This is a genomic window from Mesorhizobium sp. USDA 3734, from assembly GCF_056279665.1.
This window is the reverse complement of the sequence record NZ_JBWCCW010000001.1, coordinates 1,708,997-1,723,175: the sequence shown is the minus strand read 5'-3', so window position 1 is coordinate 1,723,175 and position 14,179 is coordinate 1,708,997. Positions and strand designations below refer to the sequence as shown.

The window sequence follows — 14,179 nt, the reverse complement described above, 5'->3', positions numbered from 1 at the left end:
AGGGCCCCTCGGACCTTTGCGTTTTGCAGCTAAGACCTTGGTCCTACAGGACAAAGCAAAAGTCCGATGTGACCGATTGAAGCCCGGACAAGGGAACATAGGGGCCTGCTTGTCGTTTGTCGCCAGGGCTCCGGTATGACAACAGCCCGCGCCCAACTCGGAGAACACGCGAATGCCCCATCGATCCACCATCATCAAAACAGGCCACGGCCCCGGCACGGCTATCGCCGTGCTCATGGTCGGATTGATGGCGGTGGGCTTCGTATTCCTCGTTCTGGGCAGTTCGCTCTACTTCAGCGAGCAGCCGTCGGATCAACGCGCACTGTCTTCCCCACCGGCCCGATCGGTCCAGGCGGTGGATGGCAGAGCGGCAAACTGATCCGCACCACGGCGGAACAAACAGCCGTCTTTCAGATTAACATGAGCAAAAACTAATTAAGGAGGATCTATAGTGAAGAACTTCATTCTTTCGGCCCTTGTCGCCATCTCCGTCGTGTCACCCACCATCGTCGCCCCAGCGCAAGCCGCCAGCCTCGTCATCACGACGGACAACGGAAATAACGGCATGGGCCGGCATAACTGGCGCCGGCATCACGACCGCGAGCATCACTGGCGCAAGCATCACAATCGCCACTGCTTCGTGAAGGTGAAGAAGCAATGGCGCCACCACCACTGGGTGATCAAGAAGGTGCGCATCTGCAATTCCGACCGCTTCTGAGCGATGTCGAAATTACCGCCGCCCAAGGCGCACCGCAGGTTTCGTCCAAACGGAAGAACCTTAGCCACGGCCGCTGTCTGGAGCGCAGCGGTCGTCATGCTGGTGCTGATGGTGGCCGGAACGGTCGGCTTCTGACGCCGAGGTGGACGGCCTTTATCCACCGAAGAGGTTTGACCGCGCTTGAATTAATATTAGAGATAGAAAATATAATAAATCGGCCGGCGACCGCCAGAAGTCGGCCAGGCCCGGCGTGCCTCCCTTTGCACCTGGCCGCCGGGCCATTTTTCTCCTTGCCTTCACGCGCCCGGCAATGCGGCATGCGTCAGCGCACCACCATCCTGCTGGGCACCGCCCTGCCCTGCCGATAAACCGTGCGCTTCTTGGGCACCGCCACCACCGCCTCGGGCACATGCTGCGCGGCAGAGTGACGAAGTCGGCGCCGGCGCCGACCGCAAGGCCATAGCCCACCAGCCCCAGCGCTTTCGCCCCCGGCATGGGTCACCACGTCGAGGGCGGCGGCCAATTCGTCGTCCTCGACGAAGCCGGAGCGATAGCCGATCAGTTGGCGCGGCCCAGCATGTCGCCATCGCCATAAGGCCACCAGGAATCGCGGATGTTGTGGGAGCCGCCGAACACGATGACGCCAGCTTGCCTGAGCGCCATCCATGGATTGAAGCGCGAGTCGTCGCCGCTCGCCCGCCGACGGTCAGTGCGCAGGAACGCCGAAATCCCAGACGCCGAATCTGCACTTTAGCCCCGGCCTATTCCGCTTTCGCGGAAGTTTCGACCGGCGCGCAATATGCAATGCTGCTAATGCGGCGGTACGAGCCGCCCTGGTTGACGCGGGCGCCCGAGCCATCCCAACAATGCGCCCCCCCGTCCGCGTCGACCACGGCAGCCGCCTGGCGCTATCATGCGAGCCATCGCGCCAAGCGACAACCTGCCGCGACATTGCTTGCTGCTTCAGCCGCCGACCAGCGCCTTCGTCGTCACCAAATTGACGCCGGCTTCAGTGAACTCGCCATTGTGCCTGATGATGACCTGCTCCGCGCTCTCGCTGGCATTGTCCAGCGTGCTGTGGGCATCGGAGACCACGGTCACGCCGAGCCCCCTGGCCATCGCGCCCTTGACCGTCGCCGCCACGCAAAAATCGGTCTGTGCGCCCAAGAGCACGACAGCATCCGCGCCCTGCCCGGCAACCCAGTCGCCGAAGGCGGGATTGCTGAACGCATCGCGCACGGATTTGGCGAAAGTCGGCTCGTCCGCCGCCTGGCCAAGTGCGGGCCATACCGGCCAGCCCGGCTCGCCCGGTGCCAGCGGATCGCCTTCGGGTCCATCATGCCTGATAAAAGCGACCTTGCGTCCGCCGCGCCGCGCCCAGTCGATCACCGTCCTGGTGCGCTCGACAATATCAGGCGCATCATGGATCGGCGGCTCGTGCACGCCGTCGAACATACCGGTCTGGAGATCGATGACAATGAGCGGCGCGTTGTCTGGGAGGTTGGGAGCTGACATGGTTTTTACATAGCACGGCGGGGAAGGTGATCAAGGATATGCTCACTCCGGCGCGCCAGCAAACAGCACCACGCCATCACCGCCGGTGGCCGGCCAGTCGCGGATGGTGCGGTCATTGCCGCCGGTCAGCACCGTGCCGTCGGCGGCGAAGGCCACCGCATAGATCGGGCCGGTCTGGCTGTCGAACATGGCGACCTGGTTGCCGCTGTCCATGTCCCACAGCCGCGCCGTGCCGTCGAGCGAGCCGGAGACCAGGCGCCTGCCGTCAGCCGACAGCGCCAATGCATAGACTGTGCCTTCATGGCCTTCGAAGCGGCGCACTTCGCGGCCGCTGTCGAGATCCCAGAGCTTGATCGTGTAGTCGCCGCTGCCGGTGACCAGATGGTGCCCGTCGGCGGTGAACACCGCACCATAGGTGCCCTGCTCGTGCCCGTGCCAGCTGCGCAGCTGCTTGCCGGTCTCGATGTCCCAGAGTTTCAGCGTGCCGTCGATGCTGCCGCTGAGGGCCTGCTTGCCATCGGCCGAGACGGCGACGGCGCTGACCGACCAGTCGTGCCCGCTCATGACGTGCAGCACGGCGCCCTTCTCGAGGTCCCAGACGATGACATTGCCCGTATCGTGCCCGCTGACGGCGCGTTTGCCGTCCGGGCTGATCGCCAGCTTGTTGACGCCGCCATTGCCGCCCGACGAGAAGACATGCAGCACCGCGCCATCGGAGAGTTTGCGCTGCACGATCTCGCCGTCGTCACCGGCCGTCAGCGCGCTGACACCATCGGGCATGAACAATGCCGTGCGGGCCATATCCTTGTGGATGCCGAGATTGCGGATCAGGTGCTTGCCGACGATATCCCAGAGCTTGATCGTGTGATCGGTGCTGGCGCTCATGATCGAGTGCCCGTCGAGCGCGACCGCCAGCCAGACGACGGCATCGCGGTGGCCCTCGGGCTGCGTTGGCAGCGGTGGCGGAGCCGGCGGCAGCGGCGCCACGGTGGGCGGCGGAATGACCGCGACCTCCGGCGGCGTCGGAGCGGCGGGCGCTGGCGACGGTGGCACCAGCGCAGGCGGCGTCGGTGGTGCGAGTGCCGCAGGCGGATTGGCGGCTTCAGGCGGCGGAGCGGGCGGCGCACTGGCGACATCCTGCCCCTTGGGTTCGTTGCCCTTGGGTTCGCCGACCTTCGGTTCGCCGGGCAGGCCGGCGATCTCGCCGCCGCCATCATGCCAGGGGCCGAACCGGTCGGCGGCCAGCGCTGCGACCACGACCAATGGCAACAGGAGAAAGGCCTTGCGCAGGCCGGGCCTGCCACCGTCTTGCACTTCCGCCGCGCGGCCAAACAGCGGCGCCCCTGCCGCCTGGCCTGACCGGCCCGGCAGAAGGCCAGCCCAGAACAGCCCGGCGCCAAGCAGGCAGGCGAGCGCCGCCGCCAGGAAGCCGACCAGCCGCAACGAGGCCGGATCCGCCGGCAGGCCTGAAAAGCCGCACCAGGCGAGAGCCTCACCGTCGATCGACGGATAGATCCGCGCCAGGCAGCCTATGGCGACAACGGCCAGGGCAAGCGCAAGCAACCTGTCGGCAACCCTGTTCATCACTCCCCCGGGCGTTGTTGGCGGCCCTCACGATGTGACGGTCGCCGCCGCATGGTTCGAGGTCGAGACTATCAGCGGCGAGCTCGTGTCGCCAAGAGCCCGCTTTGGGCGCCCAGCTTGGTTGACACATGTCGCGCATCTGCCCTGATCGCAAAGGGATTCAGGAGAGACCACGATGAAGAAGACTTACGCCAAGCCGACCTTCGTCAGGAAGGGCAAGCTTTCAGCCGTCACGGCAAACGGCCCGAGCAGCCCCACAATATAATCCCGGCGCATTCTGGCTGGATCGCGCCGGCTTTCCGGACGGAATTGCGCAAAACAAAGAATTACAGACCAAGCACTTTGTCGCTTGCCCTCGGATTTATTGAAGATTATTGCTTCCAGCCCGCATGGTTGACAGATGGCCGCAGTCTGCCATCATCCAGTTGGGATTTTAGGAGAGTCTGAAAATGAAGAAGATTTATGTGAAGCCGATCCTTTTGAAAAAAGAGCGTCTTTCGGCGATCACGGCGGCAAACGGCGCCTCGATATCCTGATATCAGCGCGTCAGGACCAGATCGTCCAGCACCATTTGCCAATAGTGTTTCGTTGACAGGCGAACACGCGTTACCGCCTTGAGCATCGGCGCGTAGTGCAGCGGCGTCAGCGCCGACAGCGTCACCTGATCGCTTGAGATCAGCTGCTCGCCAAGCCAGCTTTCGATCTGCGCCACCTCCCCTTCCGACTTCAGCCAGGCAGCGCTCAACATGACCGAGTGAAAGCCGAACGGCTGTTCGCAGCTGAATTCGGCCGGCAGCCCGCTGCTGGTGTAGACCACATGGTCGCCGGAGACGTTGCCATTGACATAGCCCTGGCTGTCCTTGGTGTAGTCGCGTGCCATCGCATTCAGGTTGCGCCACGCCAAGCCGGCATGGCCGGACGGGATCTTCCTGAAGGTGCGCGACGTCACATCGTCGAAATCGATCGTTTCCAGGGCGACGTCCGACGCAATGCAAGCGGTTTGCGGCGACAACAGGCCGAGATCGGCCGGATAGGGCGACAGCGACAGCCGTCGCTCAAACCCGTCGCCACTGACGAGAACCGTATCGGCGTCATCGGCCAGATCGACGTTGAAGGCGGCACCTGGCGCCAGCGGCCGCGTCTCCAGCACACGCCCTTTCTCCAACACCGACAGCGTCGCCGACCCGTCGCCGGCAACGCGCCCGCCGAGGCGCCGGGGCGGCGCCAGACCGACCGGCTGCAGCATCTCGTGCGACACCAGCCCGGCCGGCGAACCCGGCATCGACAGGAGGTGTCGGGACTGGATGTCGTTTTCGCTTTTCGCCTGCCAGCCGGGCGGCACTGAAACCGCAAAGCGCCAGTTGCCCGGCGCGCGGATCACGGCCTTTCTGCGTTTCACCGACATGGGGAAATTGGCAAAGCCGGCATTATTGGTGCGCACTGAAGCGGCGAGCTTGCCGGCCTCGTCATACAGCCGCACCATGATGCCGGCCATCGGCCGGTCGCCGACGCCATATTTGCCGTCGCGATCGACGTCGAAATAAACGAAGGACGAATAGTTCAAAGTGCCGCCACTGCCGCTCCAATCGCTGCGAACGGCGTAGTCGTCCGCTGGATTGGCCTGCCGCCGCCCCTTGCGGCGGCTGCGCCTCTGCCACAGCAGCCAGACCACGCCAGCAGCAGCCGCAAGCATCACGATGGCGGCAAGCAGGATCCCGACAGGGCCGAGGTCAAACATGGGGCCTCGATCCACAGGTCTTGTTGGTGATCATGGGCAATCCGGCTGCGTTGGAGCACTTTGCAACAGACTAGCCTGCGTCGACGTCGCTGCACAGACGACGCTGGCGGCGGCAAAGGGGGACCGCGGCCGCAGGCTTGAAGATCGCTCACTTCAATTCCACCCACACCGGCGCATGGTCGCTGGCGCCATCCTCACCGCGCACGTCGCGATCGATGCCGGCGGCGGTCAGGCGCCGTGCCAGCTTCTTCGAAAGCAAGATGTGGTCGAGCCTCAAGCCGGCATCGCGCGGCCAACGGTTACGGCGATAATCCCAGAATGTGTAGAGCGTCTCCTTCGGATGCTTCTTGCGCAGGCCGTCCGTCCAGCCCTGCTCGAGCAAGGCGGCGAAGGAAGCCCGACTTTCCGGCTGCACCAGCGCGTTATCGTCATAGGAGCGGGTGGGATAGATGTCGCGCGGCTCGGGCACGATGTTGTAGTCGCCGGCCAGCACCACCGGCAGGCCGGTGTCGAGCAGTTGTTCGGCATGCGCCTCCAGCCGCTCGTGCCAGGCCAGTTTGTAGGCGAATTTCGGTCCTGGCTGTGGATTGCCGTTCGGAGCATACAGGCAAGCGATGACAATGCCATTCACCGCCGCCTCGATGTAGCGGCTCTGCCTGTCGGCATCGTCGCCGGGCAAGGCATCGCGGGTCAGCACCGGTTCCGACCCCCGCGCCAGGATGGCAACGCCGTTCCAGGTCGGCTCGCCCTTCCACACCGCGCCATAGCCGGCATTGGCCAGCGCGGTGCGCGGAAACTGCATGTCGCGTGCCTTCAGCTCCTGCAGGCAGACGACATCGGGCTTTGCGGCAGCCAGCCACGCCAGCAGGTTTTCAAGCCGGCTGTTGATGTTGTTGATGTTGAAGGTGGCGATTTTCATTGCGCTTCGTCATCCTCGGACTTGACCCGAAGATGACGAAATCGATGGTCGCGCCAGCTTGGCTTTTATGGTCTCGGCCAGCGTCTTCAGATGATCGCCAGCCGAAAATCCCGAGATGCTCTTGCGCGGCTTGAGGTCATGGTCGCCGTCCTCCAGCCAGACAATTTCGATGCTGTCCGACAGCTCATATCCGGCAACCTCGTCCGGCGTGCCGAACTCATCGCGCGTGCCTTGGAAGATCAGCGTCGGCGTCTTCAGACCGGCGAGGTGTTTTGTCCGCAGCTGCTCGGGCTTGCCCGGAGGGTGGAAGGGATAGCCAAGGCAGACCAGCCCTGAAATCTCGCCCTTGGCGAACATCTCGTCGGCGACCATCGAGGCAACACGCCCACCCATCGACTTGCCGCCGATGATGAGCGGGCCGGCCACGCCCTTCGCCCTGAGGTCGGCGATCGCCTTGACATATTCCGGGTTCACCGTCTCGGCGCGCGGCGGCGGCTTGCGGTGGCCATAGCGGCGGGCGGCCATGTAGTGGAACTCGAAGCGCGCGACCTGGAAGCCGGTTGCGGCAAGCGCCTTGGCGGTGGCGGTCATCGAGGGAGAATCCATCGACGCGCCGGCGCCATGCGCGAGCAGGATGGTGACAGGCGCGGTGTCGGGACCGTCGAAGAGGAAGCTGGTCATGGGGCGGCCTTCCCGGAGAGGTCGCGTTCCTTCGCACCCCCCTCTGTCCTGCCGGACATCTCCCCCGCAAGGGGGGAGATTGCGCGCTCAACCGCTTTCGCCAATCTCCCACTTTGTAGGTATAAGCGGAGCACTGAAGCTGCCAATCTCCCCGCTTGCGGGGGAGATGGCCGGCAGGCCAGAGGGGGGTGTTCAAGCGCGACCATTGCCCTCACCCCGCCGTCCGCGCCAACTGCATATCCACGAACTGAACCCCCTTGGCCGCCACCCGCGCCCATTCCGAATCCGCGTCGAGCTCCAGATAGCGCACCCACAGCCGGCGTGCCTCCAGCAGATTGCCGGCATCGAATTCGAGCCTCGCCAGGTTGAACACCGGGTCGGCATAATTCTTGTCGAGCGCGATCGCCTTCTGCAGGTGCCGTCGCGCCGAGGCCTCGCGGCCTTGTTCACTCATCAGTCCGGCGAGGTTGAACCAGGCCTCGACGAAGGCCGGATCGAGCTTTATCGCCCTGGCATAGTCATGCGCGGCGTCCGCCGCGTGGCCGCCAGCGCGCAGGCAGTTGGCGCGGTTGAAGGCGGCGATCGCATCGCTCGGGTCGATGGCCAGACAGCGCTGGTAGAGTGCGGCTGCACCATCGTGGTCATCGCCCTCCTCCGCCGCTTCGGCCTCGGCGAACAACTCTTCCAGCGTGTCATCGCCCTCCGCCCCGGCGGTGCCCAAATCGAACAGCAGCTGCCCGTCGAGTTCGCTCTGCCCACCCTCGAGATAGATCGCGTCAGCGCGCCCATGCTGCGAGCCGACATTGAGCGACTTGGCGGTCAGCGAAGCCACCGGGCCGGAGCGATGGACGGAGCGCGCGATCGCGCCCCAAGTCGCACCGCCGGCGATGAGCCCGGCATATTTGCGCGCCAGGATCAGGTCGCGGAAGGAATAGGGTTCTGCGTCATGCTCGAAGGCATCGAACAGCGACAACAGGTCGAGATCGGCGCCCGATAGCCGCGATTGCTCGATCAGCGAATGCCGCGACAGCGTGGACGCCTCCGGCGCCTTCATCAGCCCGAGCAGGCGCAGGAAGCCGTTCTCGCTGAGGAGCTTGTGCGCGGCCGCGCGCTCGGCGGCGACACGGCGCTCGATCTCGGCATCCCCGTTCTTGGAAAGTCCGGCCTTGGCCAACAATGTCCGGCCGAACACGACATGCGTGGTGCGCCTGGTGATGCCGCGCCGCAGCTGGCCATGCTGGCGTTCCACTTCACGCGCTGCCAGCCTGAGCGGAAACGCCGCTAGTGCACCGATAGTGCCGAAGACGGCCTCCGGGACCAGGACGGCCGGTGCCGTCATTTCTTGCTCTTGCCGACCGCCTTCAGCAGATTGGCCTTCAGCGGATTTTCAGCAGCACCACCCGCTGCCGCCTTCTTCGCGGCTGGCTTGGCGACCTCGTCGGCCTTGCTCTTCGACTTGGCCGGCGGCTTCGATTGCGACAGGCTCGCCTTCAACGCATCCATCAGGTTGATGACATTGCCGCGCTCGGGTGCGGCCGCGATGATCGGCTTGTGGCCTTTCAGCTTCTCGCGGATCATCGTCATGAGTGCCGCCTCATAACGGTCCTCATAGTTCTTCGGATCGAAGGTGGTTTCCTTCTGCTTGATCAGCGCTTCGGCGAGCTGCAGCATTTCGGCGTCAGGCTTGCCGGCCGGGATGTTGCCAAAATATTCAGCTGTGCCGCGCACTTCGTTCGGGTTCCTCAACGTGCACACGAACATACCATTCTCGCGCGCGCCGATCGTCACCACACGCTCGCGGCTGGACAGCACCAGGCGGGCGATCGCCAGCTTGCCGGATTTGCGCATCGCTTCGCGCAGCACGGCGAAGGTTTCTTCCGCCATCGCGCCGTCGGGCGCCAGATAGTATGGCGCATCCTGGTAGATGACGTCGACCTCGCCCTCGTCGACGAAGGCCTCGATGTTCATCGTGTGGTTGGATTCGATGCGCACCGCGTCGAGATCGGCGTCATCGATGATGATGTACTGCTTGTCCTCGTATTCGTAGCCCTTGACCAGATCCGAACGTTCGACCAGCCCCAGTTCGGGGTCGACCGGCTTCATGTTGATGCGGTTGTGGGTCTTCTTGTGCAGCTGGTTGAACGAGATGCGCTCACTCGCGCTGGTGGCGGGGTATAACCGCACCGGACAGCTGACGAGGCTGAGTTTGAGGTAACCTTTCCAACTTGCTCTGGGCGCCATGAAACACTCCTACGCGGCCATGCACTGACATTTGCTGCAGTTTTCGTCCGAAGGACGAACGAGGCTGCGCAAATCCTACACCGACCCCGCACAATACAGGCAAATCCCTGACGAAATGTTTTAGGTCGCCGGAGGGGTCGCGGCGGAGGATAATTCAAATTGTATGAAGCGTCGATGGAGGGCGAGGCGCAGGCGATTGGCCGAATGCCTCGAAGCTTCGTTATCCTAGGGCGAAGGGAAGGCCGGCAAATCCCGCGCAAATTCCTCGATCTCCGCCCATGGATCGCCCGACGTCGCCAGCAACCCCGGCAGCGAGGAGTAGTTCAGATCCTGCGGCGCATCGATGCTCTCCAGATCGCTCCAACTCACCGGTGTCGAGGCCGGCAGGTTGGTGCGGGCGCGCAGCGAATAAGGTGCTGCCGAGGTGTGGCCGCGCGCATTGCGGTGGTAGTCGATGAAGATGCGCTTCTTGCGGTTGTCCTTGCCCATGGTGGTGGTGAAGGTGTCGGGCGCGGTTGCCGCCAGATGCGTTGATATGGCGCTGGTCGCCTGGTGCAGCTTCTTCCAGTTCTGCTTGCGCGTCACCGGCACCGTGATGTGGATGCCGCTGCCGCCGGACGTCTTGGCGAACGGCACCAGCCCCAGCCCTTCCAGCTCACCCTTGATGTGCACGGCAGCCTCGACCACCTCGCGCCAGGAGATCCCCTCGCCCGGATCGAGGTCGAAGACGATCTGGTCGGGTCTGTCGAGGCTGGTGCGGTGGGTGCCCCAGGTGTGGAACTCGACGACACCGAACTGCGCCAGCGCCAGATAGCCTTTTGCCCCTTCGACCGAGAGGTAGGACTTGGTCTCACCCTCGGAATTGGTCGCCTCGAACGTCACCACCGAGGGCGGCATGCCGGTGAAGGCATGGCGCTGGAAGAAGCAATCCTTCGGCAGGCCGGTCGGGCAGCGCACCAGCGACACCGGTCGGCCAAGGATGTGCGGCAGCATGAAGTCGCCGACCAGCGCGTAGTAGACGGCAATGTCGAGCTTGGTCGGGCCGGTCTTGCCGAACAGCCGCCGCGTCGGATTGGTCACCCAGATGGTGGCGAGATCAGCCTCCGAGATCAGCCGCTTGCGTGTCGAGGACACCGGCGTCGACAGGCCGACATCGCGCAAGCCGCGAAACACCGCGTGGCGCAGCGCATTGTCCGATGTGCGGTTGGCGTAGTGGATACGGGCCGAGAGCAGCGGCTTGACCCAGTTCATCTCGCGCATGATTTCGCGCGGCGCGCCTTCCGGTGCGGACGCGCCGGAGGTGAGTGGCTCCAGCCGGGCAAGCAATTCTGCAGCGGTTTCGCTGTCGAAGCCGGTGCCGACCTTGCCGCGATAGTGCAATTCGCCGTCCTCGAATTCGGCAAGCCCAAGGGCTGCCAACCCCTCCGCCGCGTCCGATGTGGTGTAGCCGGCAATGACGAAATCGCCGCTTTGCAGCGCCTTGGTCTTGGTCCAGCTCTTGGTGCGGCCGCTCTGGTAGATAGCCGTGGCGCGCTTCGAGACGACACCCTCCAGCCCAAGTTCCGACGCCTGGTCGTAGAGCCCCTGCCCAGAGCCCTCGACATGGTCGGAGAACTGGATGGCGGAATTGGCGCCGAGGCCGGACAGCACCTGCGCCAGCAGCGCCTTGCGCCGGACCAGCGGCGCCTTGGTCAGGTCCCAGCCGTCGAGATAGAGAAGGTCGAAGGCGTAGAAGTGCAGCCTGCTGCCGGCGCCTTCGGCCAGCGCATCCTGCAGCAGCGCGAAACGGCTGATGCCCTTGGCGTCGAGCACGACGATCTCGCCGTCGATGATGGCATCGCGGCACGGCAGCTTCGCGAAGGCATGCGGCAGGTCGCCATAGCGCTTCGTCCAGTCGATGCCGCCACGGGTGATCAGCTTGACCACGCCGTCGCTCAAATGCGCCATGGTGCGGTAGCCGTCGAATTTGATCTCATGCAGCCAGACTTCCCTTGTGTCCTCGCCGTCAGGCGGTTTTGGCACCTGCGTCGCCAGCTGCGGCTCGATGCGGCTGAGTGCCGGGGCCTTGAAAGCGCCCGGCAGCGTGCCTGGCTTCAGCGAACCCTGCCTCGGTGCGGGTTTGGCGGCCGGCTTTGCCGGCGCCACCATCTCCTCGATGCGTTTCCCGGATTTGACGCTTTCCGGCCGCGCTGTGAGGATGTCGAGCGCAGTGTCTGCAGCAAGGTCGCGCTCCTTGAACAGCAGCCAGTTCTTCTTCTCAGCATCCTCGCCTGGTTTCGGTTTCAGCCTGGTCAGCATCCAGCCGCCATTGAGCTTGTCGCCGGCCAGCCGGAACTTGAAGGCGCCGGTCTTGAAACTCTTTTCGACGTCGTCCATCGGCGCCCAGGTGCCGGTATCCCAGACGATCATCGGCCCGCCGCCATATTCGCCCTCGGGAATGACGCCCTCGAAGTCGATATATTCAAGCGGATGATCCTCGGTCTGGACCGCCAGCCTTTTGTCGACCGGATTGAGCGAAGGCCCGCGCGGCACCGCCCAGCTCTTCAAGACATCGCCGACCTGCAGGCGTAGATCATAGTGATCCGCGGTGGCGTGGTGCTTGTGGACGACGAAGCGGTTGCCGTCGCCGGCAATGAGCCCACCGGCCGGTTCCGGCGTCTTCGAGAATTCGCGCTTGGCGCGATAGGCTTTGAGTTTTGGTGGAGTTGTCATGACCAGGAGCGAAGCACGGCGGCCAGGAACACGCCAGTCACGCTCTCAATCGTCAGTGGCCGGCGTCAACTCAAGCTCCGCCGGCGACAGTCCCTGCCGCAGCTGGCTCAACCGGAATTCGTCCACCCAATAAGCCTCGCCGTCGACCAGAACGCGGGCCTGGTAGGTGCCGGCCGAAAAACTCTGCGCGGTGATGTAGACCTTGTGGCGGTCGAGCGCCTTGCGCACCGCGGCGCGCTTGGAATTCTGGCCGATGACGGGACTGAACATGACGCTGCCCTCGGTCGCCCTGACACGCAACATGGCCGCTGTGCGCAGCCTGGCGACTGGGCTCAAGGATGACGGAGACGCCCAGTCCTGTCAATTTCGGTGAATGGCGGCTCTGCGCTGCTTACGATCCGCTGCTGTTCAGAGTGTTGCCGATTTTCGTGAACTTGCCATTTATTGCGTTGCCGAGCGCACCTGCGCCGGTGATGATGGCCAGCGCTATGAGAGCGGCGATCAGACCGTATTCGATCGCAGTCGCGCCGGATTCGTCCCGCATGAAGCGAGAAACTATTCTTGGCATTTTAAGGCCCCTGGTTTCTTATCCCTCACACACTCCATACAGACCGCAGGTTGCAGCTAGGTTAAATATTGCCGGACTTTTGAAGGGACTCGAGTCTGGGCCTGAATCAACACGTTAAGCTTTGGCGCCGATTGATAGCGCCTGTGCTGTCCCGGAGCCGGCAAAGCAGATCCGTGCCTTGCGGCGGAGAGTTCGCATGCGGCCAAGTTCAGTCCTTCAATCGCCTCAAGCGGCTCATCAGGCTCCGGACGGCCTCGGGCAGCCCCGGATTGGAGCGCGCGTAAAGCTTGGCCCAGCCACCCAACTATGAGGCAGGCAAGCCCGAACGAACAGATTTTTGAACTTCCTCGATGAGATCCAGTGTCGCTTCCGCGACTTCAGCAATCTGAAGCCGCTGAACACAATTGTTGCATGGAGTGGTGCATGGACAGGGCATGGGCGGCCGAAGCGTTCTGTTGGGGACACCAAACGGCCCCCATAGATCAGGCGACTGCTGACCGAACAGTCCCACAGCCGGAGTTCCAACAGACGCTGCAATGTGCATCGGGCCACTGTCATTGCCGAGGAAAACTGCCGCCTCGGCCAACAACGCGACAAGGACTTCAAGCGAGGCCATGCCGACGACAGTAGCCGCCGGCGACATTGCCGTTTCAATTATGCTTTGCGCGACGAGCCTTTCATCAGGCCCGCCGATGACCAGAGACCGCAGTCCGGTTTTGGCATGGATCTCGTCAATGACGGCAGCAAAATATTGCGGCGGCCAACGACGCCCCTCAGACCTCGCGCCCGCATGCACGGCCACATATGATTTCTTCGCCAAAGCGTTTTCCGAAAGAAGCCTGGCACACTCCTCCTGGGCAATCTTGGTTGGCTGCAGTCGAGGCGTTGGGTCTTGAATCTCCAACCCGAGGGCACCCAGCGGAGACAGGTACCTGTAGAGATAATGGGACCCGCCATCTCCGAAGGTCGCCGCGAGAACGTTTGCCAGCTGGATTTCCCAGAACTTAAGCGGACGCTCGGGAGGATCGAAGCCAACGCGAAGTGGGGCGCCGGTCAAACGGTGCATGATCCGTGAGGTTTTTGTATCCGTAAGATCGATGCTGAGATCGAATTTTCGACGCCGCAGCTCAGAAATGACGGCATAATAGTGGGTCAATCGCTTGAGCGGGGTCCTTCTTTTGCCACCGGATTCAAAGCCAACAGCAATGTCGGCAATCTGCTGCGCGACAACGAATTGCTTGAAGCCCGGAGTGCAAAGCATTGTTATCGATGCTTGCGGATAGGCGAGACGTAAATTGCGAACCAAAGCAGATGTCAGAGTGACATCTCCAATGTACTTTGTTTGAATAATGAGGATGGAACGAATCCCATCTCCTAAAATTGAATTCATTGAAATGATCTGCCGAAAAATTCCGCCTGAAAAAGTCCGCAGATGACACTCATTTCTGAACGTCAAACGGCGCCCTTCAAATATAGAGGCAACCAAATCTGTCAACAATTTTG

14 protein-coding genes and 1 pseudogene are annotated in these 14,179 nt (G+C 63.1%); 3 read left to right on the top strand and 12 right to left on the bottom strand.

The genetic code is table 11. The features are described from left to right. The first annotated feature begins 172 nt into the window (after positions 1-172). Positions 173-379 (top strand): hypothetical protein, encoded by a 207-nt coding sequence (locus ACZ89F_RS08215; RefSeq protein WP_476091233.1) that lies wholly within the window; start codon positions 173-175, stop codon positions 377-379. 72 nt (positions 380-451) lie between these two features. Beyond that, entirely contained in the window at positions 452-718 is a 267-nt protein-coding gene (locus ACZ89F_RS08210) for a hypothetical protein (RefSeq protein ID WP_476091232.1), read from the top strand. A gap of 322 nt (positions 719-1,040) precedes the next feature. On the opposite strand, the pseudogene ACZ89F_RS08205 reads toward ACZ89F_RS08210, so the two are convergent. The 3 genes and pseudogenes from ACZ89F_RS08205 to ACZ89F_RS08195 all read right to left on the bottom strand — a co-directional run. Beyond that, a pseudogene (locus ACZ89F_RS08205) lies at positions 1,041-1,393 on the bottom strand (amidohydrolase family protein); the annotation flags it as partial. A 288-nt stretch (positions 1,394-1,681) separates the two neighbouring features. After that, positions 1,682-2,233 carry an isochorismatase family protein gene (locus ACZ89F_RS08200; RefSeq protein ID WP_476091231.1) on the bottom strand — a complete coding sequence of 184 codons (552 nt, stop codon included), beginning with the start codon at positions 2,231-2,233 and terminating at the stop codon, positions 1,682-1,684. 42 nt (positions 2,234-2,275) lie between these two features. Next, on the bottom strand, positions 2,276-3,817 hold the full coding sequence (locus ACZ89F_RS08195; RefSeq protein WP_476091230.1) for a WD40 repeat domain-containing protein: 1,542 nt from the start codon (positions 3,815-3,817) through the stop codon (positions 2,276-2,278). Positions 3,818-3,992: 175 nt separating this feature from the next. Here ACZ89F_RS08195 and ACZ89F_RS08190 point away from each other — a divergent pair, with 175 nt between their 5' ends. Then, a complete protein-coding gene (locus ACZ89F_RS08190; protein ID WP_136621924.1) occupies positions 3,993-4,082 on the top strand; it encodes a putative RiPP precursor in 90 nt (29 codons plus the stop codon). 273 nt (positions 4,083-4,355) lie between these two features. On the opposite strand, the gene ACZ89F_RS08185 is transcribed toward ACZ89F_RS08190, so the two are convergent. From ACZ89F_RS08185 to ACZ89F_RS08145, 9 genes are all read right to left on the bottom strand, one after another. Further along, positions 4,356-5,555: a hypothetical protein gene (locus tag ACZ89F_RS08185; RefSeq protein ID WP_476091229.1), complete on the bottom strand. Its 1,200-nt coding sequence runs from the start codon at positions 5,553-5,555 to the stop codon at positions 4,356-4,358. Between the two features lie 148 nt (positions 5,556-5,703). Continuing rightward, the gene (locus ACZ89F_RS08180; protein ID WP_476091228.1) at positions 5,704-6,474 is read right to left on the bottom strand and encodes an exodeoxyribonuclease III; all 771 of its coding nucleotides are present in this window, start codon (positions 6,472-6,474) and stop codon (positions 5,704-5,706) included. A 9-nt stretch (positions 6,475-6,483) separates the two neighbouring features. Further along, the gene (locus ACZ89F_RS08175) at positions 6,484-7,155 is read right to left on the bottom strand and encodes an alpha/beta hydrolase family protein (protein WP_476091227.1); all 672 of its coding nucleotides are present in this window, start codon (positions 7,153-7,155) and stop codon (positions 6,484-6,486) included. A gap of 211 nt (positions 7,156-7,366) precedes the next feature. Beyond that, positions 7,367-8,494, bottom strand: coding sequence for a tetratricopeptide repeat protein (locus ACZ89F_RS08170; RefSeq protein ID WP_476091226.1), 1,128 nt, complete (start codon positions 8,492-8,494; stop codon positions 7,367-7,369). Beyond that, complete coding sequence (ku, locus tag ACZ89F_RS08165) at positions 8,491-9,396, bottom strand: non-homologous end joining protein Ku (RefSeq protein ID WP_476091225.1); 906 nt, start codon at positions 9,394-9,396, stop codon at positions 8,491-8,493. The genes ACZ89F_RS08170 and ku overlap by 4 nt, the downstream gene beginning before the upstream one ends. A gap of 225 nt (positions 9,397-9,621) precedes the next feature. Further along, positions 9,622-12,108 carry a DNA ligase D gene (ligD, locus tag ACZ89F_RS08160; RefSeq protein WP_476091224.1) on the bottom strand — a complete coding sequence of 829 codons (2,487 nt, stop codon included), beginning with the start codon at positions 12,106-12,108 and terminating at the stop codon, positions 9,622-9,624. Between the two features lie 45 nt (positions 12,109-12,153). Next, positions 12,154-12,378 carry a hypothetical protein gene (locus tag ACZ89F_RS08155; RefSeq protein ID WP_476097240.1) on the bottom strand — a complete coding sequence of 75 codons (225 nt, stop codon included), beginning with the start codon at positions 12,376-12,378 and terminating at the stop codon, positions 12,154-12,156. A gap of 121 nt (positions 12,379-12,499) precedes the next feature. Next, on the bottom strand, positions 12,500-12,676 hold the full coding sequence (locus ACZ89F_RS08150) for a Flp family type IVb pilin (protein WP_476091223.1): 177 nt from the start codon (positions 12,674-12,676) through the stop codon (positions 12,500-12,502). Positions 12,677-12,980: 304 nt separating this feature from the next. Next, a complete protein-coding gene (locus ACZ89F_RS08145; protein WP_476091222.1) occupies positions 12,981-14,171 on the bottom strand; it encodes a glycosyltransferase family 9 protein in 1,191 nt (396 codons plus the stop codon). Positions 14,172-14,179 lie beyond the last annotated feature (8 nt).